This window comes from Brevundimonas sp. FV1ye29L (assembly GCF_058681095.1).
On record NZ_CM178730.1, the window covers coordinates 2,804,000 to 2,827,201 of the forward strand.

At 69.6% G+C, this 23,202-nt stretch carries 23 protein-coding genes; 9 read left to right on the forward strand and 14 right to left on the reverse strand.

Annotation, left to right across the window (positions count from 1 at the left end):
- Window positions 1–36 precede the first annotated feature (36 nt).
- Window positions 37–1,374, forward strand: coding sequence for a PAS domain S-box protein (locus ACW17W_RS13735; RefSeq protein WP_492077459.1), 1,338 nt, complete (start codon window positions 37–39; stop codon window positions 1,372–1,374).
- 28 nt (window positions 1,375–1,402) lie between these two features.
- Here the strand turns inward: ACW17W_RS13735 and ACW17W_RS13740 are convergent, their stop codons facing one another.
- A complete protein-coding gene (locus ACW17W_RS13740) occupies window positions 1,403–2,368 on the reverse strand; it encodes an alpha/beta fold hydrolase (protein ID WP_492077460.1) in 966 nt (321 codons plus the stop codon).
- Between the two features lie 47 nt (window positions 2,369–2,415).
- Between ACW17W_RS13740 and ACW17W_RS13745 the strand changes: the two genes are divergently transcribed.
- Window positions 2,416–3,252, forward strand: coding sequence for an aldo/keto reductase (locus ACW17W_RS13745; protein ID WP_492077461.1), 837 nt, complete (start codon window positions 2,416–2,418; stop codon window positions 3,250–3,252).
- Between the two features lie 238 nt (window positions 3,253–3,490).
- Here ACW17W_RS13745 and ACW17W_RS13750 read toward each other — a convergent pair whose 3' ends face one another.
- The 9 genes from ACW17W_RS13750 to ACW17W_RS13790 all read right to left on the reverse strand — a co-directional run bounded on the left by ACW17W_RS13750 (window position 3,491) and on the right by ACW17W_RS13790 (window position 11,958).
- A complete protein-coding gene (locus tag ACW17W_RS13750; RefSeq protein WP_492077462.1) occupies window positions 3,491–5,683 on the reverse strand; it encodes a 3-hydroxyacyl-CoA dehydrogenase NAD-binding domain-containing protein in 2,193 nt (730 codons plus the stop codon).
- Window positions 5,684–5,694: 11 nt separating this feature from the next.
- Window positions 5,695–6,900: an acetyl-CoA C-acetyltransferase gene (locus ACW17W_RS13755; protein WP_492077463.1), complete on the reverse strand. Its 1,206-nt coding sequence runs from the start codon at window positions 6,898–6,900 to the stop codon at window positions 5,695–5,697.
- Window positions 6,901–7,090: 190 nt separating this feature from the next.
- A complete protein-coding gene (locus tag ACW17W_RS13760; RefSeq protein WP_492077464.1) occupies window positions 7,091–7,339 on the reverse strand; it encodes a hypothetical protein in 249 nt (82 codons plus the stop codon).
- Window positions 7,340–7,400: 61 nt separating this feature from the next.
- The gene (locus tag ACW17W_RS13765; protein WP_492077465.1) at window positions 7,401–7,886 is read right to left on the reverse strand and encodes a hypothetical protein; all 486 of its coding nucleotides are present in this window, start codon (window positions 7,884–7,886) and stop codon (window positions 7,401–7,403) included.
- Window positions 7,883–8,638, reverse strand: a complete 756-nt coding sequence (gene pdeM, locus ACW17W_RS13770; protein WP_492077466.1) for a ligase-associated DNA damage response endonuclease PdeM — start codon at window positions 8,636–8,638, stop codon at window positions 7,883–7,885. The genes ACW17W_RS13765 and pdeM overlap by 4 nt, the downstream gene beginning before the upstream one ends.
- Window positions 8,635–11,142: a ligase-associated DNA damage response DEXH box helicase gene (locus ACW17W_RS13775; RefSeq protein WP_492077467.1), complete on the reverse strand. Its 2,508-nt coding sequence runs from the start codon at window positions 11,140–11,142 to the stop codon at window positions 8,635–8,637. The genes pdeM and ACW17W_RS13775 overlap by 4 nt, the downstream gene beginning before the upstream one ends.
- Entirely contained in the window at window positions 11,115–11,270 is a 156-nt protein-coding gene (locus tag ACW17W_RS13780; RefSeq protein WP_492077468.1) for a hypothetical protein, read from the reverse strand. The genes ACW17W_RS13775 and ACW17W_RS13780 overlap by 28 nt, the downstream gene beginning before the upstream one ends.
- 17 nt (window positions 11,271–11,287) lie before the next feature.
- Complete coding sequence (locus tag ACW17W_RS13785) at window positions 11,288–11,722, reverse strand: type II toxin-antitoxin system VapC family toxin (RefSeq protein ID WP_492077469.1); 435 nt, start codon at window positions 11,720–11,722, stop codon at window positions 11,288–11,290.
- The gene (locus tag ACW17W_RS13790) at window positions 11,719–11,958 is read right to left on the reverse strand and encodes a hypothetical protein (RefSeq protein ID WP_492077470.1); all 240 of its coding nucleotides are present in this window, start codon (window positions 11,956–11,958) and stop codon (window positions 11,719–11,721) included. Before ACW17W_RS13790 ends, ACW17W_RS13785 begins: the two co-directional genes overlap by 4 nt.
- A gap of 93 nt (window positions 11,959–12,051) precedes the next feature.
- Between ACW17W_RS13790 and ACW17W_RS13795 the strand changes: the two genes are divergently transcribed.
- From ACW17W_RS13795 to hisC, 4 genes are read left to right on the forward strand one after another with little or no spacing between them, the layout of a single operon-like run.
- Window positions 12,052–14,976 (forward strand): ATP-dependent DNA helicase, encoded by a 2,925-nt coding sequence (locus tag ACW17W_RS13795; protein WP_492077471.1) that lies wholly within the window; start codon window positions 12,052–12,054, stop codon window positions 14,974–14,976.
- A gap of 53 nt (window positions 14,977–15,029) precedes the next feature.
- Window positions 15,030–16,121, forward strand: a complete 1,092-nt coding sequence (locus ACW17W_RS13800) for a DUF2125 domain-containing protein (protein ID WP_492077472.1) — start codon at window positions 15,030–15,032, stop codon at window positions 16,119–16,121.
- A gap of 37 nt (window positions 16,122–16,158) precedes the next feature.
- Complete coding sequence (locus ACW17W_RS13805; protein ID WP_492077473.1) at window positions 16,159–16,854, forward strand: hypothetical protein; 696 nt, start codon at window positions 16,159–16,161, stop codon at window positions 16,852–16,854.
- 14 nt (window positions 16,855–16,868) lie between these two features.
- Window positions 16,869–17,972 carry a histidinol-phosphate transaminase gene (hisC, locus tag ACW17W_RS13810; RefSeq protein WP_492077474.1) on the forward strand — a complete coding sequence of 368 codons (1,104 nt, stop codon included), beginning with the start codon at window positions 16,869–16,871 and terminating at the stop codon, window positions 17,970–17,972.
- A gap of 41 nt (window positions 17,973–18,013) precedes the next feature.
- Here the strand turns inward: hisC and ACW17W_RS13815 are convergent, their stop codons facing one another.
- The 4 genes from ACW17W_RS13815 to ACW17W_RS13830 are packed head-to-tail and all read right to left on the reverse strand — an operon-like array spanning window position 18,014 to window position 21,038.
- Entirely contained in the window at window positions 18,014–18,742 is a 729-nt protein-coding gene (locus ACW17W_RS13815) for a lysophospholipid acyltransferase family protein (RefSeq protein ID WP_492077475.1), read from the reverse strand.
- Complete coding sequence (locus ACW17W_RS13820; RefSeq protein WP_492077476.1) at window positions 18,739–19,389, reverse strand: YdcF family protein; 651 nt, start codon at window positions 19,387–19,389, stop codon at window positions 18,739–18,741. Before ACW17W_RS13820 ends, ACW17W_RS13815 begins: the two co-directional genes overlap by 4 nt.
- Before the next feature lie 9 nt (window positions 19,390–19,398).
- Window positions 19,399–20,331, reverse strand: coding sequence for a cell division protein FtsX (locus ACW17W_RS13825; protein ID WP_492077477.1), 933 nt, complete (start codon window positions 20,329–20,331; stop codon window positions 19,399–19,401).
- Window positions 20,328–21,038, reverse strand: coding sequence for a cell division ATP-binding protein FtsE (locus tag ACW17W_RS13830; RefSeq protein ID WP_492077478.1), 711 nt, complete (start codon window positions 21,036–21,038; stop codon window positions 20,328–20,330). The genes ACW17W_RS13825 and ACW17W_RS13830 overlap by 4 nt, the downstream gene beginning before the upstream one ends.
- A gap of 71 nt (window positions 21,039–21,109) precedes the next feature.
- Between ACW17W_RS13830 and ACW17W_RS13835 the strand changes: the two genes are divergently transcribed.
- The 3 genes from ACW17W_RS13835 to ACW17W_RS13845 all read left to right on the forward strand — a co-directional run bounded on the left by ACW17W_RS13835 (window position 21,110) and on the right by ACW17W_RS13845 (window position 23,202).
- A complete protein-coding gene (locus ACW17W_RS13835; RefSeq protein WP_492077479.1) occupies window positions 21,110–22,099 on the forward strand; it encodes an MJ0042-type zinc finger domain-containing protein in 990 nt (329 codons plus the stop codon).
- 57 nt (window positions 22,100–22,156) lie between these two features.
- Entirely contained in the window at window positions 22,157–22,714 is a 558-nt protein-coding gene (locus ACW17W_RS13840; RefSeq protein ID WP_492077480.1) for a phosphoribosyltransferase, read from the forward strand.
- Between the two features lie 215 nt (window positions 22,715–22,929).
- The gene (locus ACW17W_RS13845; RefSeq protein WP_492077481.1) at window positions 22,930–23,202 is read left to right on the forward strand and encodes a hypothetical protein; all 273 of its coding nucleotides are present in this window, start codon (window positions 22,930–22,932) and stop codon (window positions 23,200–23,202) included.

Sequence of the window (23,202 nt, forward strand, 5' to 3'; positions counted from 1 at the left end):
CAGCGAGACAACAGACTCAAGCCGGAAATCGCCGACATGTTTACCAGCTTGAGCATGACGCCAGATCGCCTCGGACGGATCGTCGAGGAGGCGTCCAGTGAAGTCTATGTCTTCTCGGCGGTGGATTTCCTGTTCCGATTTGTAAACCGGGGCGCCCGGGAAAACCTTGGCTATTCCATCGACGAAATACGGGCCCTGACCCCTTGGGACATCAAACCCGAAATCACCCGTGAGGCGTTTCTCGCCCTGATCGCCCCACTCCAGTCCGGGGCGATCGAGCGACTGGATTTCGAGACAGTTCACTGTCGCAAGAACGGGACGCACTACAATGTGACGGTCCGGCTCCAGCTGTTCGAGGAGGCGGGCGACAAGGTCTTCTTTGCCGCCATCCAGGACACGACGGAACGCCACAGGGTCGAGGCCGATCTGCGGGCCGTGTCGAAACGGCTGGATGTGGTGCTGGAAAATACGACGATGGCGGTCTTTCTCATGGATGAGAGGCAGCACTGCGTCTTTATGAACAAGGCGGCCGAGCAGCTGACGGGCTACAGTTTTGCGGAAACGACCGGCCGGCCGCTGCACGATGTGATCCACCATACCTATCCGGACGGCAGGCCCTTTCCGATCTCGGAGTGCGCCATCGACCGCGCCCTGCCGGAAAACGCCAACACCCGGGGCGAGGAGGTGTTCGTGCACAAGAACGGCGCCTTCTATCCCGTCGCCTTCACGGCCAGCCCGGTCCGGGACGATACGGCCCGGGTCGTGGGCACCGTCATCGAGGCCCGGGACATCAGCGAGGACCGACGCAACAAGGAGACGCGCGAGCTGCTGATGCGCGAGGTCGATCACCGGGCGCGCAATGTGCTGGCCATCGTACAGTCGCTCATGCAGCTGACCCGGGCCGACGATCTGCCCGCCTACAAGGCAGCGCTCGCCGGTCGCATCAACGCCCTGGCCCGCGCCCAGACCTCTCTCGCCAACCGCCGCTGGGAAGGCGGCAGTCTGGAAGATGTGGTGCGCGAGGAGCTGGACGCCCTCTGTCCGAAAGACCAGGTCACAGCCGGCGGCCCCGAGATCGCCCTGTCGCCCCAGCAGGTGCAGCCCATCAGCATGCTGCTCCACGAGCTGGCGACCAATGCCAACAAATACGGGGCGTTCAGCCGGGACGAAGGCCATGTCTCGGTGACCTGGACCCTGTCCGACGGCCAGGTGGCGCTCCGGTGGCGCGAAACGGGGGGCCCCCCGGTCAGTGCGCCCGCGCGCGAGGGCTTCGGGTCAAACCTCAAGAACAGTGTGGTGCGTCAGATCGGCGGCCGGATCGTCCGCAACTGGGAGCCCGCCGGCCTGATCGTGGACGTCGTCTTCCCGCTTTGAGGACAAGCCATCGCGTCTGAAAACCCCGTCACACCCCCTTGAGGAAGCCCAGGATCGCCGCATTGACCTCCTCCGGCCGCTCCTGCTGGAGCCAGTGTCCCGCGCCCGGGAGCACGGTCTGGCTGCGCAGGTCGGGGATCCAGTCCTTCAGTCCCGCCTCATGCTGGCCGGCATAGACCCGGACCGGATCGCGCTCCCCGACCAGAAAAGCCGCCGGCACGGCGATCCGCTTGTTCTGGAGATGGGCGGTCAGGCGCCAGTTCAGATCGATGCAGCGATACCAGTCCAGCGGGCCGCGAAAGCCCGAGGCGGTGAAGGCCGCGACATATTCGGCGAAATGGTCCTCGCCCATCCATGGCGGCAGGGTCGCGTCGTCGGGCACGGCGGACAGGAAGGTCTGGCCGGGGGCCAGAAAGCCGGTCGAGCGGCGGTCGTCGGGCGTCGCACCGTCATAGGCGTAGAAGCCGCGCCGCAGCGCCCCGGCGACATCGGCCTCGAAAGCCAGGTGTGCGTCGGGGGTCTGAAACTGGCTGATGTAGAATTCGCCAAGGCCGAGCCGTTCGGACAGGCCGCGCATCAAGGCCGTCGGCGGCCCCTTGGGGCTGCGCGGCTGGAAGGGCACCGACAGGCCCATCACCCCGCGAAACAGGTCCGGCCGGGTCAGGGCGCAGTGCCAGGCCACCGGCGCGCCCCAGTCATGGCCGACGACGCAACAGCGGGTCCGGCCCAGGGCGCGGACGAGGTCGACCATGTCGCCGACCAGATGCAGGATGGAATGGTCGTCGCGCGCCCCGGGCCGGTCCGTGCCGCCGTATCCGCGCATGTCCGGCGCCACGGCGTGATAGCCGGCCTCGCCCAGGGCCTGGACCTGCGCCCGCCAGCTGATGCCCAGTTCGGGAAAGCCGTGGATCAGCAGGACCAGTTCGCCGTCGTCCGGCCCGGCCTCCAGCACCTGCTGGGTCAGGCCGTCAGTGGTGATTTTCCGCGTCCGCATCATCCCCCCTTGGCGCCTTTTGCTCTGGCGCGCATTGGAGACGGATCATGACCCGCCTCGTTTCCCTTCCCGACGGTACGACCGTTCCCGCACTCGGCCAAGGCACGTGGGAGATCGGCGACCAGCCCGCCCGCCGCGACGCCGAACAGGCCGCCCTGTCGCGCGGCATCGATCTGGGCCTGACCCTGATCGACACGGCCGAACTGTACGGTGACGGCCGGTCGGAGCGGCTGGTCGGCGAGGTGATCAAGGGGCGGAGGGACGAGATCTTCCTCGTCTCCAAGGTCCGGCCCGAGAACGCCTCGGACCTGAAGATGATGCTGGCCTGCGAACGGTCGCTGGAACGGCTGGGGACCGACCGGCTGGACCTCTACCTGCTGCACTGGGAAGGCCATGTGCCGATCGAGGAGACGATCGAGGCGTTTCAGGATCTGGTCGACGAAGGCATGATCATCCGCTGGGGCGTGTCCAACCTCGACCTCGACGCCATGCAGAGGCTGGAGGCCGTCGAGGGCGGCGACCAGTGCGCCGCCAACCAGCTGCTCTACAACCTCGCCACGCGCGGCATCGAATACGACCTGATGCCGTGGATGCGGGCGCGGGACATGCCCGTCATGGCCTATTCGCCCCTGGGTCGCGGCGAACTGCTGCAGCATCCGCTGATCGTCGACATCGCCGACCGCCACGACGCCGACCCGGCCCAGATCGCCCTGGCCTTCACCCTGCTGCACGACGGCGTCATCGCCATCCCCAAGGCCTCGTCCGTCGACCATGTCGAGAAGAACGCCGAGGCGCTGGACATCCGTTTCGACGCCGAGGATCTGGAACGGCTCGACGCCGCCTTCCCTGCGCCGGAAACGGCCCAGCCGCTGGAGATGATCTGAAGCTGTCCTCCCCGTTCGCTCTTCGCGAAAGGGGAGGTGGCTCCGAGCCTCTTGCGAGGAGACGGAGGGGGCGACTCCGTCAGCGAACAGGCGGGCCGGTATAGAACATCACCTCGCCCCCTCCGTCACGACGCGAAGCCGCGTCGCGCCACCTCCCCATCGCTGCGCGACGGGGAGGACAAGAAAAAAAAGGCCGGGATCGCTCCCGGCCTTTTCCGTCCGTTTTCTCGCGAAAGGCCTACGCCGCCGCCTTCTGCTGTCCGGCGAAGTTCCCGTAGAAGGTCTCGCCCTTCGCCGCCATGTCGCGCAGCAGTTGCGGGACCTTGAAGCGGTCGCCATAGGTCGCGGCCAGACGGTCGGCGGTCTCGACGAATTTCGACAGGCCGGTCTGGTCGATCAGGGTAATGGGGCCGCCGGTCCAGGGCGCGAAGCCCCAGCCCAGAATGGCGCCCAGATCGGCCTCGCGCGGATCGTCGATGACGCCCTCTTCCCAGCACCGCGCGACTTCGACGGCCTGACGGTACAGCAGGCGGGTCTTCAGCTCGTCGATCTGGGCGAAGGCGCCCGGCTCTTCGGCCCCCTCGATGCGGCGGGTCGTCGGCGCCAATTCGGACAGGCCGGGCCAGATCGTCTTGGGCTTGGAGGCATAGTCATAGAAGCCCATGCCGTTCTTGCGGCCAAAGCGTCCGCCCTCGACCATCTTCGCGACGATGTCGGCGCCCTCGGCGGGCACGTATTTGTCGCCGAGGTCCAGCGCCGTCTGTTTGGCGATCTTGTAGGACAGGTCCAGGGCGACGTCGTCGTGCATCTCCAGCGGGCCGCGCGGCATGCCGGTCATACGACCGACGTTGTCGATCAGGGCCGGGCCATAGCCCTCCTCCAGCATCGCCATGCCTTCCATCAGGAAGGTGGAGAAGCAGCGCGAGGTGTAGAAGCCTCTGGAGTCGTTGACGACGATCGGCGTCTTCTTGATCTTCAGCACATAGTCCAGCGACTTGGCCAGGGCCTCCTGACCGGTCTTCTCGCCCATGATGATCTCGACCAGCATCATCTTGTCGACGGGCGAGAAGAAGTGGATGCCGATGAAGTCTTCCGGACGGACGCTGGCCTCGGCCAGGCCGCTGATCGGCAGGGTCGAGGTGTTGGAGCCGAACACGGCGCCTTCGGCCAGCTGGGCCTCGGCGCGCTTCGTCACATCCGCCTTGATCTCGCGGTTCTCGAACACCGCCTCGATCACCAGATCCGAACCCTTGATCAGGTCATAGTCGGTGGTGGCGGTGACCGAGGCCAGCAGGGCGTCGAACTTCGCCTGATCGATCTGGCCGCGCGACAGCCGCTTCTTCAGCAGTTCCTCGACATGGGCCTTGCCCTTGTCGGCGGCGTCCTGGTCGCGGTCGATCAGGATGGTCTCGATCCCGGCCAGGGCCTGAACATAGGCGATGCCCGCGCCCATCATGCCGGCGCCGATGACGGTGACCTTCTTCGGATCGGACTTCGGCACGCCGGCCGGCCGCACGGCGCCCTTGTCCAGTTCCTGCTTGGACAGGAACAGCGAACGGATCATGGCCTGGGCCTGGGGCGTCATCAGGGTCTTGATGAAATAGCGGGTCTCGATCCGCAGGGCCGCGTCCATCGGCACCTGAACGCCCTCGAACACGGCGCTCATCAGGTTCACCACGGCCGGGTAGTTGCCATAGGACTGTTTGCGCAGCATCGCATTGCCGACGACGAAATTCTGCATCCCCGCCGGATGGAAGGGGCCGCCGCCGGGCAGTTTGAAGCTCTTGTCGTCCCACGGCTGGACGGCCTTGCCGCCATTCCTGATCCAGGCCTTCGCAGCCTCGACCTCGCCGCCGACCGGCACGACCTCATGGACGATCCCGGCGCCCTTCGCATCATTGGGGCGGAAGGACTTGCCCTCGCTCATGGCCATCATGGCCGCCTGGACGCCGATCAGGCGCGTCAGCCGCTGGGTGCCGCCGCCGCCGGGGAACAGGCCGACCTTGATCTCGGGCAGGCCCAGCTGGATCTTCGGGCTGTCGCCGACCACGCGATAGTGACAGGCCAGGGTCAGTTCCAGACCGCCGCCGAGGGCCAGGCCGTTGATCGCGGCCGCCACCGGCTTGCCGCAGGTCTCCAGGGCGCGCAGGGCGCCGTTCATCTTCCAGCCGGCGTCGAACGCCTCCTGCAGCGAACCGCCGGCCAGCATGCCGCCGGCCATGTCGCCGAGGTCCGCGCCGGCGCAGAAGCCGCTCGCCTTGCCCGAGGTGATGACGACGCCCTTGATGGCGTCATCGGCCTTGATGGCCTCCACCAGCTGCGGCATCTCGGCCATGACGCTGGAGGTCAGGGTGTTCATCGAACGGCCCGGCACGTCGAAGGTGACCAGGGCGATGCCGTCGGCGTCGATGTCGATCTTGAAGTTTTCCATGGTCATGATCCTCAGACGCGTTCGATGACAGTGGCGGTGCCCATGCCGCCGCCGATGCACAGGGTGATGAGGGCGGTCGACTTGTTGGACCGCTCCAGCTCGTCCAGGGCGATGCCGGTGATCATGGCGCCGGTGGCGCCCAGGGGGTGGCCCATCGAGATGCCGCCGCCGTTCACGTTCATCTTCGAATGGTCGATGTCCAGCGCCTGCATGTAGCGCAGGACCACTGCCGCGAAGGCCTCGTTCAGCTCGTACAGGTCGATGTCGCCGGGCGTCATGCCCAGCCTGCCCAGCAGTTTGCGGGTCACATATTCCGGGCCGGTCAGCATGATCGACGGCTCAGAGCCGATCGAGGCGCCGCCAAGAATCCTGGCGCGCGGCTTCAGGCCCAGGGCCTTGCCGGCTTCCAGCGAGCCGATCAGCACGCCCGCGGCGCCGTCGACGATGCCGGACGAGTTGCCGGGGGTGTGGACGTGGTTGATCTTCTCGACCTCGGGATAGCGCTGGCCGATCACGGAATCGAAGGCCATCTCGCCCATCATGGCGAAGGACGGGTTCAGCCCGCCCAGCGACTGCATGTCCGAGTTCGGACGAACGGTCTCGTCATGGTCGAGGATGTTCAGGCCCAGCTGGTCCTTGACCGGCACGACCGTGCCCTTGAAGCGGCCTTCGGCCCAGGCGCGGGCGGCGCGTTTGTGGCTCTCGACCGAATAGGCGTCCACGTCGTCGCGGCTGAAGCCGTATTTTGACGCGATCATATCGGCCGACACGCCCTGGGGCACGAAATAGGCCGGGAAGGCGATGGAGGGATCGGTCGGCCAGGCGCCGCCGTCGCTGCCCATCGGCACGCGGCTCATGGCCTCGACGCCGCCGCCGACGGCGAAGTCGGCCTCGCCGGACTTCACCTTGGCGGTGGCCATGTTCACGGCTTCCAGACCCGAGGCGCAGAAGCGGTTGACCTGGACGCCCGCCGTATATTGCGACCAGCCGGCGGCCAGAACGGCGGTGCGGGCGATGTCGGCGCCCAGTTCCCCGACCGGGGTGACGCAGCCGAGGATGACGTCGTCGACCCGGGACGTGTCCAGGTCGTTGCGGTCCCGCAGGGCCTCCAGCACCTGGGCGGCCAGGCTCAGGCCGGTGATCTCGTGCAGGGATCCGTCCTTCTTGCCCTTGCCGCGCGGGGTGCGAACGGCGTCGAAAATATAGGCGTCAGCCATGGGTGCGTTTCCTGTTGGGGTCCCTGCGCTCGGCTCCCCCAAAAAGGAATCGGGAGCCTCGCTGCTTGAGGGACTGGACGGATTCGAGCGTGTCCGCCACAAACCCGACGTTTACGTCAACGTCAAGTAATATCGGCTCGATCAGGCGCAAGCATGTCTCCCCCCCCCCCCGGGCTGGAGAAGGACCAGCTCAGTCCTCGTCGAACGGCGGCGGCAGGCGGCCGGCCTTGAACAGGATCGTCGGGGCCTCATCATAGTCGCCCAGTTCGGTGTCGGCCGAGACGGCGAAGGCCACGACGCCCAGCCTCAGGGGCGCCAGCCGTTCGGCCTTGCGCCGGGCCTCGGCCGCGTCCTTGCAGCCGACCTGCGGCTCGGCCTTCAGCCCCGCGCCGCGTCCCGCGACATAGGCCTGCACGATATAAACGGTTTCGGTCGCCATCCCCCCGTGGGCGCGCGTTCGGCGTCGGGGTCAATGGGCGAAGGCACGGACACCGCCGCCATCAGCGATCGACCCGGTCGGCGGGCAGGAGGTAATACAGCTTGTGGATTGCATCCAGCCGGCCGTCGCACCCGCCGCAGTCCTCGCCGTCCCGGCTGGCGACGATCAGCCAGACGTCGCCCTCGACCGGCTGCGGCGAGTAGCGGCAGGGCGTTCCGCCGAACAGGTCGGGATAGAGGGTGGCGTCAAATCGCTGGACCAGCGGTCGATCCGGCAGATCGCCCTTCAGCGCCTTGAATGGCATCAGCTCGAAGACGCCGCGCTCCAGCCGGGGCTCGCCCGCAGGCGGCGCCGGCGTCGCGTCCCGCGTGACGCGGCTGACCTTGGCCAGGATCACCCGATCCGAAATCTCCAGCATGCGCGACAGGGCGGGTGAGGACGGCTGACACAGGTCGCCCGGCGGCGTTTTGCCGGTCTGCGCCGGCGCAGCGGTCGCCGTCATAGACATCCACACGGCCGCGAGCGCCAGACCCTTCCGAAACATCATCGCAGCGTCTCCCATGCCAGTGGATGCACCTTGTCCCGGCCCAACGCCGCCGCCAGGGGCGGTGAGGCGAACAGGCCGGCGATGGCGGGGTCGCGCACGTTCAGCCCGCCGGTGAAGGCGCCGAAGGCCGGCAGGATGATGCGGCGTCCGTCGGTGACGAAACAGGGTCGCCGCACCCCCCGGCCATAGGCGGCGACCCGGGCGGCGGGGTGCAGGTGGCCGGCCACCTCTCCAGTCTGGTCGCCCGCCTCCGGCTCGTGGACGAGACGCAGGGCGCCGACCGCCATCTCTCCGTTCACCCGGCCGGGCAGGTGAAGCGCATCCGACTCCAGCGCGGCCTTGTCGTGGTTGCCCTCCAGCCAGATCCAGTCGCGGCCGAAGGCCATCCGCTCAAGCCGGTCGCGGTCGTCGGCCGAAAGGCGCGGCACGGCGGCGCGGTCATGGAAACTGTCGCCCAGCAGCACGACCCGCGCCGGGTTCAGTTCGGCGATCTCGTCCTCCAGCCGCATCAGGGTCGCCGCCGTGTCATAGGGCGGCAGCATCTGGCCGCGCACGGCGAAGGCCGAACCCTTCTCCAGATGCAGGTCGGCGACGATCAGCAGGTCGTGGGCGGGGACCAGCATCGCCCCCGAACAGCGCAGCACACAGGCCTCGCCCGCCATGCGCACGGCCAGACCGCCGCAGGGGTTGCGTCGCGGCGACAGGGTCACGCGCCAGCCTTCAATGTCGTTCGATCGTGCACGCGCCGTCATGCCGCCTCGGGCTCATCCTCGTCCAGTACTTCGGCGATCAGGGCCTCGGCCGAGGCGTCCAGGATCATCTCGGCGGCGTCGCCCGGCGCCCTTTCCCGCCCGATCTGGACCATCACCGGCACGGCGAAGGGCGACGGCCGGGTCAGGGCCACGGGCCGGATCCGTCCGGCGATCCGGCCCAGCAGCTGTCCCAGCCGCGCCACGTCCAGCAGCCCCGCCGCCGCATCGGACCGCGCCGTCTTCAGCAACAGGTGATCCGGCTGATGCCGGCGCAGCACGTCGTAGATCAGGTCGGTGGAGAAGACGACCTGACGACTGGTCTTCTCCGCCCCCGGCCGCCGCCGGTCGATCAGGCCCGAAATCAGGGCGCAGTTGCGGAAAGTGCGCTTCATCATGAAGCTCTCCTCCAGCCAGGCTTCCAGATCGTCACCCAGCATGTCGGGCTGGAACAGGGCGTCCCAGTCCAGCCCCTCCATCGATCTGATCGACCAGATGGCCACCGAATAGTCGGTGCAGACAAAGCCCAGCGGCCCGATGCCCAGCCGGTCCAGCCGCCGGGTCAGCAGCATGGCCAGGGTGCCGTGCGCCAGCCCGCCTTCGAACGGATAGGCGATCATGAAGTGGCGATTGCCGCGCGGAAAGGTCTCGACCAGCATCGATTCCGCGTCCGGGATAGCGGACCGACTGTCCTGAAGCTCCAGCCATTCCTGCACATCGGCGGGCAGGACGCGCCAGTGATCGCGGTCCTGGATCAGGTTGCGCACCCGGTCGGCCAGAGAGGTCGACATCGGAAACTTCGACCCGCCCCAGGAGGGGATGCGCGGATCGACGTCGTGCGCCGGTGTCACAAGGGCGTCGGTGCCGTCGATGTCGCGGAAGGCCCAGACCTGACCGGCGAACACGAAGGTGTCGCCGGGCGTCAGCTGTTCGAAATACCATTCCTCGGCCTCGCCGATCTTGCGGCCCCCCACCCAGCCGCCCGAGGCCCCGCCGCGTCGTCGGGCGCTGCGCACATTCAGCGTCCCGGCCGCGACGATGGCGCCGACATTCATCCGGTGCTGCTGGGCGATCCGGGCGTCGCGGACCTTCCAGCGGCCCTCCCGGTCCTTCACGATACGCGCGAACCGGTCATAGGCGCGCAGGGCGTAGCCGCCGGTGGCGACGAAATCGACCACCTCCTCGAATCCTTCCCACGTCAGGTCGCGATAGGGGCTGCAGCCGGTGACCTCTGCATACAGGTCCTCCATCCGGAACGGCTCGGAACAGGCCACGCCCATCACATGCTGGGCCAGGGTGTCCAGCGTCCCCGTATGATGCGGCTCCCAGTCGAAGGCGTTTTCGGCCACGGCTTCGCGCGCCGCCTGACACTCCAGCATCTCGAACCGGCTGGCCGGCACCATCAGGGCGCGACTGGGCTCGTCCAGCCGGTGATTGGCCCGGCCGATGCGTTGCACCAGCCGCGAGGCCCCCTTGGGCGCCGCCAGCTGGATGACCAGATCGACGTCTCCCCAGTCGATGCCGAGATCCAGGGTCGAGGTGCAGACCACGGCCCTCAGGTCGCCCCGCGCCATCGCCGCCTCGACCTTGCGCCTCTGTTCCGCCGCCAGAGAGCCGTGATGCAGGGCGATGGGCAGGTTCTCGTCATTGATCTCCCACAGCCGCTGGAACACGAACTCCGACTGCCAGCGGGTGTTGACGAAGATCAGGGTCATGCCCGCGCCCTTGATGGCCTCATAGACCTCAGGGATGGCGTGCTGACCCGTATGCCCGGCCCAGGGCACATGGCCTTCGGACACCAGCACATCGACGACCGGCGGGGCGCCGGGGTCGCCGCGGACGATCGTCACCTCGCGTCCCCCGCCCGGCCTCAGCCACTCCGCTATCATGGCCGGGTCATCGACGGTGGCCGACAGGGCCACCCGCCGCAGCCCGGGCGAAAGACTCTGCAGTCGCCCGAGACCGAGATTCAGCAGGTCCCCCCGCTTGCCCGACCAGATGGCGTGGACCTCGTCCAGCACCACGCATTTCAGGTCCGCAAACCAGGCCCGCGCCCCGTCCCAGGCGCAGAACAGGGCCAGTTGCTCGGGCGTGGTCAGCAGGATGGCGGGCGGAAACTGCTTCTGCCGCGCCTTCTTGGACACCTTGGTGTCGCCCGTGCGGCTCTCGACATGGATGTTCAGCCCGATCTCCCGGATGGGCGTCATCAGATTGCGTTCGACGTCGGTGGTCAGGGCCTTGAGCGGCGAGATGTAGAGGGTGTGCACCCCGCTGCCGGGCCCGCTCTCCGGCCTCGGCCCGCGCTCGGCCAGATCCATCAGACTGGGCAGAAACCCCGCCAAAGTCTTGCCCCCGCCCGTCGGCGCAACCAGCAGGGCATGCACGCCGGCATTCGCCGCCGCCACCATCTCCATCTGGTGCCGTCGCGCGGCCCAGCCGCGACGGGCGAACCAGTCGGCGAAGAGGGGGGGGAGAACGGTCACTCGGCCGGTTGCACGAACTGGCATTGTCCGCCTTCACCCGACCGACCGCCAGCATCAAGGCAGGCGTCCCTGGCGACGAACTCGCTGGCGCCCAGCCTCCAGACGAAAGCAGCTATGGCGATCAGAAGTCCGAGCGCAGTCAGCGGCGCCATGCGCTTCGCCCCGCGCATCATTCGCTCCATGGCGAAAGCACCTTACAGCCGCTGTATTCGAAATGCCGGACGTTCCGGGTGACGACGGTCAGATCGTGAACCAGCGCGGTCGCGGCGATCAACTCGTCGATGCCGCCGACAGTCCGCAGGGCGCGTCTATGCCTCTCTGCGACCTCGGCCCATCGTCGAGCCGTGTCCAGATTGACCGGCAGGATCCGGGCGTCGTACTGCATCATGATGAAGTCGCGCTGCCGGGACAGCCTGTCTCGACGGGCATCCTGATCGAGCTTCAGGATTCCCTTGTCGATCTCACCGATCACAAGGACGCTGGTGAACACCCTCTGTTGGCGGTCTTCAGGTGCGGCCGCATTGGCGAACCAGGCCAAGAAGCCCGGGTTCGGTTTTGGCTTGGTAATTTCGCTGACAGCCGTGGTGTCGAGCAGAAGGCTCAAAACCCGATATCTCGCGCAGGCTGCGGGTTGCGTGTCAGATCGAGGTCGGAGATGTCGCCCAGACCGCGCAACGCCTCAAGGAAACTGGGCTTGCGCTGGGCCAGCTGACGGTACTGCGCCTCCGTGAGGATGGTCAGCGCAACGTGGCCCTCGACGGACACCGTTTGCGGCCCGTCGGTCTCGACCTTATCGGCGATGGCGCGAAGCCAGTCTTGTTGATCAATGGGTCTGTTCACCAGAGGGCTCCTCATTGACCTTGTAGCGCAATATCGTACCGCGGACCAGATGTTCCCGTTCCGTTTCGCCCCGTCAACCGCTATCTCTCCGGGGTGTCCGACGAATCCGTCATCGCCAACCCGCCTGTAGCCGGCCGAACCCTGACCGGCGCCGAGCCCCGGCCCGACCTGCCCCCCGCCCTCGCCGTCCCCCCCGGCGCAGGGGCGGTGTGCGATGACGCGGGTGCGCGCAAGATCGGGCGCGGCGCCGCCGAGGGGCTGTTCACCGGCGGCCCCGTCATGGTCGCCCACGCCAGCCTGACCGCGCGCCGGCTGGGTCTGACGCCCCCGCCCCGGTCGTCGGACCTGATGGATGTGCTGGAACTGTTCGCCTTCGTCCGGCCCGCCAGCTTCTGCGCCCCCTCCCCCAGCGGTCTGGCCCTCGCCCTGGGCCTGAGCGAGCCGAAGGGGGCGGAGGCCCAGGCGACCGCCCTGCGTCAGGCGGCGGCCATGCTGCTGGGCGAACTGGCCGATCCTACCTTCCCGGGGCGGGAGGACGCCTTCACCCTGAACGAGACCCTGTCGAAGGCCGGTTGGAGCTGGGCGGACAGGGTGGCCGCAGCCCTGCAAGCCTCGCCCCTGCGGGTCCGTCAGTATCGCGGCTCGGGCCTCGACGTCTGGTCCCGCCTGCCGGAATGGGAGGACGAACCGCCGCGCGGCGAGGCCGGATCGGCCCCAGTCGACAGTGAGTCCGCCCGCATCCGGCTGGAGAAGCTGCTCCAGGCCTCCGGGCTGGACGAGGCCCGGCCGACCCAGTCGGACTATGCCGCCGAGGCCGCCTACGCGTTTTCGCCACGCAATGACGAGGGGCGGCCCCGCATGCTTCTGGCCGAGGCGGGCACCGGCACGGGCAAGACCCTGGGTTATCTGGCCCCCGCGTCCGTCTGGGCCGAGCGCAATCAGGGGGCGGCCTGGATCTCGACCTACACCCGCGCCCTGCAACGCCAGATCGACCGCGAGGCCCACGCCCTCTGGCCCGACCCGGCCGAGCGCAAACGCAAGGTCGTGGTCCGCAAGGGACGCGAAAACTACCTCTGCCTGCTGAACCTTCAGGAGATGGTCCAGGCGGCCCAGCTGGGCGCCGGCGACCTGATCGGCCTGGCCCTGGCCAGCCGCTGGGCGATGCACAGTCGCGACGGCGACATGACCGGCGGCGACTGGCCGGGCTGGCTGTCGGGCCTGTTCGCGGTCGGGGCGGGGCAACAGGCCTCGGCCGGCAATCTGGTCGACCGGCGCGGCGAATGCGTCCACGCCGCCTGTCCCCACTACCGCACCTGTTTCGTCGAGAAGACCATCCGCGCCAGCCGTCGCGCCGATCTCGTCGTCGCCAACCACGCCCTGGTCATGACCCAGGCGGCCTTCGACGGGGCCCGGTCGGCGCGCGGGCTGAAACAGGACGGCGAGACGGCGGCGCTGAAACGCATCGTCTTCGACGAGGGCCACCATCTGTTCGACGCCGCCGACAGCGCCTTTTCCGCCTGTCTGTCGGGTCAGGAGGCGGCGGAGCTGCGTCGCTGGATCCGGGGCCCGGAAGGGCGCGGCCGGCGCGGGCGCGGGCTGGAACAGCGGCTGGGCGACCTGTGCGCGGACAATGAGGCGGCGCGACAGGCCCTGACCGACGCCCTGCGCGCCGCCGCCGACCTGCCCGGCGAGGGCGTCTCGGGACGGATCGCCCCGCCGTCGGGCGAGGTCAATCCGGTCGGGCCGATCGAACGCTTCCTGATGGCCGCCCTGGAACAGGTCCGCGCCCGCACCTCGGATGCCGCCGGAAGCGGGGCCGAATTCGGCGCCGAATGTTCGGTCCGGCCCGCCACCGAGCCCCTGCTGGAGGCCGCGCGGGGCGCCGCCCGGGCCCTGGCCGCTCTCGAGGCGCCGCTGCTGGCCCTGTCGCGGCATCTGGAGGATATCCTCGACGAGGAGGCGTCCGAGCTGGACCCGTCCGCCCGCGCCCGCATCGAGGGCGCCCTGCGCGGTCTGGACCGTCGCGCCCGCATGACCCTGCCCGGCTGGCGCTCCATGCTGGCGGCCCTGCAGGAGGGGTCCGACGAACCCGATCCGGACTTCGTCGACTGGCTGTCGGTCGAGACCGCCTTCGGCCGGGTGCATGACGTGGCCCTGCGCCGCCACTGGATCGACCCGACCGTGCCGCTGGAGGCCGCCGTGATCCTGCCGGCGCACGGGGTTCTGGTGACCTCGGCCACCCTCTCGGACATGGGCTCGGGCCCAGGCTCTGGTTCAGGCTCAGGCTCAGGCTCAGGCGAGGCGCGCGATCCGTTCGACCTGGCCCGGATGCGCACCGGCGCCGCCCGGCTGATCGACCCGGCCCGCACCCTGAAGGTCGAAAGCCCGTTCGACTATGCGTCCAACACCCGCGTCATCGTCGTCAACGACCTGACCAAGGACGACCTGCGCCAGACGGCGGCGGCCATGCGCGAGCTGTTCCTGGCGGCCGGCGGCGGGGCTCTGGGCCTGTTCACCGCCATCCGCCGGCTGAAGGGGGTCTATGAGCGGCTCGGGCCGGAACTGGCTCGGGCGGGCGTCCCCCTCTACGCCCAGCATGTCGATCCGCTGGAGGTCGGCGCCCTGGTCGACGTCTTCCGCGCCGAACAGGACAGCTGTCTGCTGGGCACCGATGCCGTGCGCGACGGGGTCGATGTGCCGGGTCGTTCCCTGCGCCTGCTGGTTTTCGACCGCGTGCCCTGGCCCCGCCCCGACCTGCTGCACAAGGCGCGGCGGCTGAAGTTCGGCGGAGAGTCCGCCTCAGGCCGCGCCTATGACGACGCCCTCGCCCGCGCCCGCATGGCGCAGGCGTTTGGCCGCCTGATCCGCCGCGCCGACGACAGGGGCGTCTTCGTCATGCTCGACGCCGCCGCCCCGACCCGCCTGTTCGGCGGCCTGCCCCCCGGCACAGAGGTGCTGCGCATGGGTCTGGTCGAGGCGATCGAGACGACGCGGGGGTTTCTTGAACCGGCGCCGTGACGGCCGGAATGGTCGCCCGCGACATCACTTCCGCCCCCTGCTAAAGCGCGCCCATGACCGACGCTCCTTCCGAACCCGTCCGCCGCAAGAGCCGCGCGGGCCTCTATGCCCCCTTCATCCTGCTGCTGATCGCCCTGACCGTCTGGACCGGTTGGTGGTTCTGGCTGGCAGGGCAGGTGCGGGATCGGTTCGAGGCGCAGGTCGACACCCTCAATCGGGCCGGATGGACCATCCAGCACGCCCGCACCGATGTCGGCGGCTGGCCGTTCCGTGTCCGGGTCTCAACCGGCCAGACCCGGGTCGCCGCCCCGTCCGGCCATGCGCTGTCAGCCCCCGATCTGGTCGCACAGGCCAATGCCTGGGACCCGTCCAAATGGGTGGTTGTGGCCCCCGACGGCCTGACCCTGACCCGCGCGGCCAAGGGAGATGTCGTCGTCGCCGGTGAGATGCGGATGAGCCTCCATGGCCTGACCCAGCGCTGGCCCAATGTCGCCGTGGAGATGATCCGCCCGACCTTTGCGGCCGCCCCCGGCGCGGAGCCCTTCCCCCTGTCGAAGGCCGGCCTGGTGCAGCTCTATATGCGGCCGCATCTGGCGCCCGCCGGGTCGCCCGGCGTGGAGACCAGCGTCGACGTCCTGTTCCGCCTGGTCGACGGCGAGGGGCGGCCGGGCGGGCCGGTCGAGGCCTTCGCCCAGAATGGCAAGCTGACGGCCCAGATCGAGACCGTCATCGAACGCGCCGACCGGATCCGGGGCGCCGACGCCGCCGGAATCTTCGCCGCATGGAGCCGCGACGGCGGCCGGTTCAGCCGGGTGCGCGGCGAGATCACTGCGGGCGAAAGCCGCGCCCGCCTCGCCAGCGAGCTTCTGCTGGCCGACGCGGACGGACGACTGGAGGGCGACCTGGCCCTGGACGCCGTCAAACCCCTGCCGGCCCTGATCGGCCTGTTGCGCTCGGGCGGGGCGACCGGAACCCTGCTGAACTCGCCCATGGGTCAGGCGGCGCTGGCGGGGATGGCGGGCGGCGGGCCGGTCCCGGCCGGCGCGCCCCCGGCGTCCGAGGATGTGCGGCTGGGTCTGGCCTTCCGGGACGGGCGCAGCTGGCTCGGCCCCTTCCCCCTCGCCCCCGCGCCCAAACTGTTCTGATGCCGCCAGACCTGTCTCATGCTGCCAAACCTTTCTCATGCTGACTGAGCCGACCCTGGACGAGGCGAGACAGGCGCTGGACCAGACCCTGGTCCAGGCCCTGAACGCCGCCCTCGCCCAGCGGCTGGCGACGCCCGACCTGCCCTCGCCCGACGCCGACGCCCTGATGCTGCGTGACCTGCTCGGTCTGGCGGCCGACTACCGGCAACGGTCCATCCTGAAGGCGCTGCATGGCCGGATGGGCGCGCTGAACGGCCCCGCACTGGTCGCCTGCGGGCCCGAGGCGGGGGTGCTGGCGGCCAACCGGTTCGGCGTCCTGAGGTCAGTCGAGACGTCTGAAGCAGCCCTGGCCGAGGCCGGTCGCGGCGTGCGCGCCGTCGTCGACATCGCCTCCAGCCGGCCCTGGTGGGGACGGCTTCTGGCCCGGCCGGAGTTGAGGGTGATCGGCGCCCTGCCGGACGACCGAAACGGCCTGCCCCGCGCCCTGATGATCTCGACCGAGACCACAGGCCCGACGGGCGACGACCGCAGCTTCTGGGTCACGGATTCCACCCTGGCCGACGACCGGATCGGCGAGGCGCTGGCGACGGTCGGCCTGGCCGGCCACCGGCTCGCCGTGACGGGCGGCTTGAAGCTGTTCCTGCTGGCGGGCTATGTGCAGGCCGACGATGGGCGGCTGGATCAGGCGCCCGGATCGCTGAAGGGCGTCATCGGCGCCGCGCCCGTATTCTGAACCCCGAGGACATCATGACCAACGCGACCCCGCAGTCCGGCCCCGCCCCCAAGCCCGGCATCCTCGACATCGCCCCCTATGTCGGCGGCAAGTCCTCCATCGCCGGCGTGGCCGAGCCGATGAAGCTGTCGTCCAACGAGAACGCCCTCGGCGCCGGGGAGAAGGCCCGCGCGGCCTATGAGGCGGCGCTGAAGAACATCCACATCTATCCCGACGGCCGGGCCACCAAACTGCGCGCCGCCGTCGCCGACCACCACGGGCTGGAGCCGGAGCGGCTGATCTTCGGCAACGGGTCGGACGAGGTCTTCGCCCTGCTGAACCAGACCTATCTGACCGCCGGCGACAATATCGTCTGCGGCCAGTACGGCTTCCTCGCCTACCGGATCTCGGCCATGGCCTGCGAGGCCTCGGTCAAGCTGGCGCCCGAGCCCGGCTACAAGGCCGAGGTCGACGCCCTTCTGGCCCAGGTCGATGAGCAGACGAGGATCGTCTATGTCTCCAACCCGTCCAACCCGACCGGCAGCTATAACGCGGCTGAGGAGATCCGCCGCCTGCACGCGGCCCTGCCCGCCCATATCGTGCTGGTGATCGACGAGGCCTATGCCGAGTTCGTGGTCGAGGCGGACTGGGAGACGGCCTTCCCCCTGGCCCGGGACGCCGCCAACATCGTCGTCACCCGCACCTTCTCCAAGATCCACGGCCTGGGCGGGCTGCGCATCGGCTTCGGCTACGCCCCGCTGGCGGTGGCCGAGGCGGTCGACCGTATCCGCCTGCCGTTCAATGTTTCGGTCCCCGGGCTGGACGCCGCCACGGCGGCCCTGGGCGACGAGGCGCACCAGAAGGCCTCGCGCGATCTGGTCCAGGCCTGGCGGCCGCGCCTGACCCAGGCCATCCGCGGCTTCGGCTTCGAGGTCCTGCCCTCGGCCGGCAACTTCGTGCTGGTCCTGTTCAAGGGCCCTGAAGAGGCGACGGCCGCCAGCGACTGGCTGAACACCCGGGGAATCATCGTGCGTCCGGTCGGCGGCTATGGCCTGCCGCAGGGGTTGCGCATCACCGTCGGCACGGACGACCAGAACCGCGCCGTCATCGACGCCCTGAGCGAATTCGCGGCGCGCTGAGCAGGTTCAGGACGGGTCGACCCCGGCGGCTTCAACGCGGATCAGGGGAGGCGCGGCGTGATGTTGACCGTCAGCAGGGCGTCGGACGCCGCCTCGATCCGCCGTTCCAGCTCGGGCATGAACTCGGCCCGTTTCAGCCCGGCCTCGATGGGGGGCAGGAACTCATAGACGGCGACCCCGTGATAGCGGCGGAAGCCGTGGGCGGGCCAGACCTGACCCGCATTGGTGGCCACGGGCCAGCAGGGGCAGTCCAGATCGCGATACAGGGCCATGACCCCGGGCTTGTAGTCCGGCGGCGCGCCGGGTTCGGCCCGGGTGCCCTCGGGGAAGATCCAGATCTGGCGGCCGTCGGCGGCGCGGGCCCGCGACTGTTTGACCATGTCCTTCAGGGCCTTCGAATGGGCCGAGCGGTCCACCGAGATCATCTTCGTCTTGATCGCGAACCAGCCGAAGAAGGGCAGGATGGTCAGCTCCTTCTTCATGATGATGCAGGGGTCTTTCAGCGCCACGAACGGGATGATGATGTCCAGCATCCCCTGATGTTTGCAGGCGATCAGGGCGGGGCCGACCGGCCGGTGCTCCAGCCCCCGGAACTCGACCCGGACGCCCGCGATCCAGCGCAGGCCGAACAGCACGAACCGCGCCCAGGCCCGGATGACCTTCATCGCCACCCCGTGCGGCATCAGCAGGGCCGGCGACAGGCCGACTGCATAGAGGGGCATCGACAGATAGAGCCACAGGGTGAACAGCAGGGAGCGAATCTCGATCATGACGGCGCCCCCAGCGCACCCGCCTCGTTGGTGACCACCGGCGCGGCCTCGCGCTCCGGGTGGCGGCCGGTGACCCGGTGCAGGCCCTCCCGCCCGAGAACCGCGAGATATTTCATATATTCCAGGGTCATCCGCCGCGCCGTGACCGCCGCCCGCCACCAGCGCGAATTGTCGAGCGACGGCGTATCGATGGCATAGGGGATCAGGGTCACCCCCGGCGCCACGCTGCGGATCTCCATCAGGGCGCGGGGCATGTGATAGTCGGAAGTCACCACGATCAGGCTGTCATAGCCGCGCTCTTCGGCCCAGGCGGCGATCTCCTGGGCGTTGCCAATGGTGTTCTCGGCCTCGAAGCCGAGATCGACGCAGCAGGTGAACAGGCCCGAGGAGCCCGGCGTCAGGGCCTGGAGCTCGCGCCGCTTGACCTCGCGATTGACGCCCGAAATCAACAGGCGGTCGCCCTTGCCCTGTTCCAGCAGACGCACAGCGGAATTGACCCGCTCGGCGGCCGGACCGGTCAGGGCGACGATGGCGTCGGCGCGCGCGGGTTCGTCGGCCGGGGTCAGTCCGCGCACGCGATCCGCGAACACAAACAGCCCGACCAGCCACATCAGGGCGATGACGCCGAGGAGCGACAGGAACTTCATCCGTCCTTCCTACCGGTCCTCGCGAGTCAGGCCAAGGCGGGACCGTTCGGGGCGGGACTGGGCAGGGCGGGCGGGGCGCAGAACCGTCAGACTGCCGATCCAGGCCGCGCCCAGGGCCACAGCCCCGGCGATCACCGGACAGGCGACCAGCAGCGCCAGATCCGACCAGGAGACCGGAAGGGCCGCCGTCACCCCGCCTTCTCCGCCGAGGAACCGCAGCCCCGCCACCAGAAGCCCGGCCCCGCAGGCCCCGGCCGCGCCTGCCGCCGCCGCCAGCATCCCGTAGCGCCGCTGGAACAGCCACGCCACCGCCGCGTCGGTCGCGCCGGACAGGCTCAGGGTCTCGACCACCAGTCGATGCGCCTGGAATCCGGCGCGGGTCGCATAGACGATGGCCGCACCGGCCGCGAGGGCCACGAGCGCGAAGACCGCCAGCGCCAGGGCCGAGAGGGTCGCCGCCGATCGTTCGACCTCGCCCCGCCACAGCTGATGGTCGTCGACACTGGCGTCCAGCCCGGCCTCGGCCAGGGCCCGGCTCATCAGGACCGCACTGGCGGGCGCCTCCCGGTCCAGCCGCACGGTCACCAGAAAGGGCAGGGGCAGGTCGGGCAGGGCCGCCTCGCCCAGCCAGGGCCGCAACAGCCGCTCGGCCGTCTCACGGTCCATGGCCTCGGCCTCTTCCACCCCCGGCACCCCGGCCAGGGTCTCGGCGGCGCGTCCGGCGGCGACGGATCCCGTCTCCCCGACCCGCGGGCGCACCTGGACGGTCGCCTCGGCCCTCAATCGCCCGGCCCAGCCCTGCGCCGCCCGGTCGGCCGCAGAGGCCCCGACCGCCGCCAGACAGGCGATGAAACACAGGACGGCGATCACCGCCGCCAGCCAGGTCTCGCCGGCGGCGTCGCGGGGCAACAGACCGGGCCGTGTCGGGAAGGGCGACTTCACGCCTCGCCTCCCGCCAGGCGGCCGTGATCCAGCCTGAGGCGGCGCGCCCCCGAACGATCGGCCAGATCCTCGTCATGGCTGGCGATCAGCACCGTCGCCCCCAATTTGTTGAGCGACTGGAACAGCCTCAGCAGCCGGTCGGCCATGGCCCGGTCGACACTGCCGGTCGGTTCGTCGGCGATGATCATTTCGGGGCGGCCCATGACGGCGCGGGCGATGGCCAGCCGCTGTTTCTCGCCGCCCGACAGGGCTGTGGGCCGCGCCTGCATCCGCTCGCCCAGCCCGACCCAGCGCAGCATCTCCTCGACATCCGCCGCATAGTCCCGGGTCCGACCTCCGCCAAGCCGCAGGGTCAGGGCCGCGTTCTCGAACAGGTCCAGATGGTCCAGCAGGCGGAAATCCTGGAACACCACCCCCATCCGGCGGCGCAGGGCCGGGGCCTCGCGTCGCGACAGGGTGGTGACATCGCGGCCGAACACCTGGATCGTTCCCGTCGTGGGGCGTTCGGCCAGGGTCAGCAGCCGCAGGAGCGACGACTTTCCCGCACCTGAGGGCCCGGTAAGGAAGTGGAAAGAGCCACGCGGCAAACTAAGGTTAACGTCCCGCAGCACGTCGGGCGAATCAGCATAGCCGAAACCCACGCCGCTGAGGCGGACGGTCTCGGAGGCGGGTTCGGCGGCAGCGACGCGGCGGGGCGGTGAGGACATCAGGTTTTTAAGAGACCGGGGCGTAAGCGCCGCGACAGGAGGGGGCGGATCAAGCCTCACAGTCAGACCCCATGATACTGACCTGCCCGTCCTGCGCCACCGGCTATTTCGTGCCCGATGAAAGCATCGGCCCAGACGGCCGCAAGGTGCGCTGCAAGTCCTGCAGCCATGTGTGGCGCGCCGAACGCGTCGAAGACCCTCTCGTGCTCAGCGCCCCGGCCGAAGCGGCCCCCGCGCCGGAGCCCGCGCCCGAGGCCCCCATCCCCGAATCGCTGGCCGAGACGCCCGCCCCGGAACTGCCGAAGGCCTTCCGCGCCCGGGCCGAACAGACCCGCCGCCTTCGCCGCGCCGCCGCCCATGGCGCGGTCTGGGCGGGACTGGCCAGCCTGTTCGCCGGCATACTGGCGGCCGGCTGGCTGTTCCGGGTCGAGGTGGTCGAGCTGTGGCCCCGTGCGGCGGCCGCCTATGCGGCGATCGGCTCGCCCGTCAATGCCGTCGGCCTGGAGTTCGAGGCCGTCCGGGCCCGCCCGCTGCGCAATGATCCGGGACAGGTGGTGGTGTCCGGGGCGCTGCGGAACGTCCGCGATCACGAGGTCGTGGCCCCCGCCGTCCGCGTCGCCCTGCTGGACGCCCACGGCGCCGAGGTGGGCCACCGCATCCTTCCCATACGCGCCGCCCCCGTCCTGCCCGGCAAGGTCCAGGGCTTCGCCGTGGTGATGCCGGACCCTGGCGCGCACGGCGTCGGGATCGGCGTCCGGTTCGTCGAGGCGGCCGGGCGGGCGCTCCCCGCCCCCGACCATGGGCCCGACCCTGCTGCGGCTCATGCCCCCGGCCACGCCGAACCGGCCCATCCGGCGCAGGACCACGCCCCGTCCGGCGCCGCGCCCTCCCCGGATCATGCCGGGGCTCCGACCGCATCTCACGCAGCGGACAGCGGCCTGCGTCCGGCCATCGGCGATCTGGGCGTCTCGGCGCCCGCCACCGCGGTCGAGGCCCATCCCGTCGCGGCTCCGGCCCATGCGGCGGCCGCCCCTGCCCCCGCCGCAGCGGCGCATCACTGAAGCCGGGACGCGGAACCGCTCGACAGCGGCCACGGGGAGGCGTTAACGGCTGGGGTCATGGTCGACAGCCCCTCCTCCCCCGCTCCACAGTCGCAACCGGCGCCGACCGTCCTGCTGGATGAGGCCGGGGTGGCGCGCGTCGTCGCCGAACTGGCCGCCCGCATCGCCCCGGTCATTGACGACGAGACGGTGGCCGCCGTCCTGCTGACCGGCGGCCTATGGTTCGCCGCCGACCTGACCCGCGCCCTGTCCCGCATCGGCCGTAACGTCCGCTTCGACGCCCTGTGGCTGACCTCCTACGGCGACGAGAAGACGAGCCGGGGCCGGATCGACGTCTACGCCCCGTTCCAGCGGCCGATCGCCGGTCGCCGGGTGCTGATTCTCGACGATGTCTTCGACACCGGACTGTCGCTGGCCGAGGCGGTGCGGATCACGCGCGAGGCCGGCGCCGCCGAAGTCCTGACCTGCGTATTCGCCCGCAAACCCTGGCCGCTGCCGCGCGCGCCCGAGCCCGATTTCGTCGGCTGGGAGGCGCCCAACCGCTTCCTCGTCGGCTACGGCCTCGACCACGCCGGGACGCTGAGGGGCCTGCCGGACATCTGCGCCCTGGATTGAGGGAAAACTGATGCGAGAAAATGTCGCAAGAGACGAGTCAAGCAGCTCCTATGACGTCTTCCTGCGTCGCAAGGTCGAAATCGCTCGGATTTCGATGCGTGCTGGGGAAGGCCTTTCAGACCACGAAGTCGAGGCCGGGTTCGCGGCGCGTAGAGCCACGATCGCCGCACGGGACTGAGCTTGTCTTGAGACGCCGCCTCCCCCAGGATCAGTCCATGCGCACCTCCCTGATCCTGATCGCCCTCGTCGCCCTGCCCGCCCTGTCGGCCTGCACCGACAGCCGTCGGGCCCAGAACGACGTGAAATGGACCGACCGCCCGGCCGACATCACCTGCTGGACCTACGGGACGCAGAACTTCGCCGGCCGTTCGACCGGCAAGGTCGAATACGATGAGGGGGGGCGCATCTCCTTCGTGGATGCGGCGAACGGCCGGTTCACGACGATCGAGGGCGAATGCCGCGTGGTCTACGCCCCCGCCGCAAAATAG

What these genes read in the sequence shown, in the direction of transcription:
- ACW17W_RS13735 (WP_492077459.1), top strand. Translation starts at nt 37, where the DNA reads ATGTTTACCAGCTTGAGCATGACGCCAGATCGCCTCGGACGGATCGTC.
- ACW17W_RS13740 (WP_492077460.1), bottom strand. Translation starts at nt 2,368, where the DNA reads ATGCGGACGCGGAAAATCACCACTGACGGCCTGACCCAGCAGGTGCTG.
- ACW17W_RS13745 (WP_492077461.1), top strand. Translation starts at nt 2,416, where the DNA reads ATGACCCGCCTCGTTTCCCTTCCCGACGGTACGACCGTTCCCGCACTC.
- ACW17W_RS13750 (WP_492077462.1), bottom strand. Translation starts at nt 5,683, where the DNA reads ATGGAAAACTTCAAGATCGACATCGACGCCGACGGCATCGCCCTGGTC.
- ACW17W_RS13755 (WP_492077463.1), bottom strand. Translation starts at nt 6,900, where the DNA reads ATGGCTGACGCCTATATTTTCGACGCCGTTCGCACCCCGCGCGGCAAG.
- ACW17W_RS13760 (WP_492077464.1), bottom strand. Translation starts at nt 7,339, where the DNA reads ATGGCGACCGAAACCGTTTATATCGTGCAGGCCTATGTCGCGGGACGC.
- ACW17W_RS13765 (WP_492077465.1), bottom strand. Translation starts at nt 7,886, where the DNA reads ATGATGTTTCGGAAGGGTCTGGCGCTCGCGGCCGTGTGGATGTCTATG.
- pdeM (WP_492077466.1), bottom strand. Translation starts at nt 8,638, where the DNA reads ATGACGGCGCGTGCACGATCGAACGACATTGAAGGCTGGCGCGTGACC.
- ACW17W_RS13775 (WP_492077467.1), bottom strand. Translation starts at nt 11,142, where the DNA reads ATGCCAGTTCGTGCAACCGGCCGAGTGACCGTTCTCCCCCCCCTCTTC.
- ACW17W_RS13780 (WP_492077468.1), bottom strand. Translation starts at nt 11,270, where the DNA reads ATGGCGCCGCTGACTGCGCTCGGACTTCTGATCGCCATAGCTGCTTTC.
- ACW17W_RS13800 (WP_492077472.1), top strand. Translation starts at nt 15,030, where the DNA reads ATGACCGACGCTCCTTCCGAACCCGTCCGCCGCAAGAGCCGCGCGGGC.
- ACW17W_RS13805 (WP_492077473.1), top strand. Translation starts at nt 16,159, where the DNA reads ATGCTGACTGAGCCGACCCTGGACGAGGCGAGACAGGCGCTGGACCAG.
- hisC (WP_492077474.1), top strand. Translation starts at nt 16,869, where the DNA reads ATGACCAACGCGACCCCGCAGTCCGGCCCCGCCCCCAAGCCCGGCATC.
- ACW17W_RS13815 (WP_492077475.1), bottom strand. Translation starts at nt 18,742, where the DNA reads ATGATCGAGATTCGCTCCCTGCTGTTCACCCTGTGGCTCTATCTGTCG.
- ACW17W_RS13820 (WP_492077476.1), bottom strand. Translation starts at nt 19,389, where the DNA reads ATGAAGTTCCTGTCGCTCCTCGGCGTCATCGCCCTGATGTGGCTGGTC.
- ACW17W_RS13830 (WP_492077478.1), bottom strand. Translation starts at nt 21,038, where the DNA reads ATGTCCTCACCGCCCCGCCGCGTCGCTGCCGCCGAACCCGCCTCCGAG.
- ACW17W_RS13835 (WP_492077479.1), top strand. Translation starts at nt 21,110, where the DNA reads ATGATACTGACCTGCCCGTCCTGCGCCACCGGCTATTTCGTGCCCGAT.
- ACW17W_RS13840 (WP_492077480.1), top strand. Translation starts at nt 22,157, where the DNA reads ATGGTCGACAGCCCCTCCTCCCCCGCTCCACAGTCGCAACCGGCGCCG.
- ACW17W_RS13845 (WP_492077481.1), top strand. Translation starts at nt 22,930, where the DNA reads ATGCGCACCTCCCTGATCCTGATCGCCCTCGTCGCCCTGCCCGCCCTG.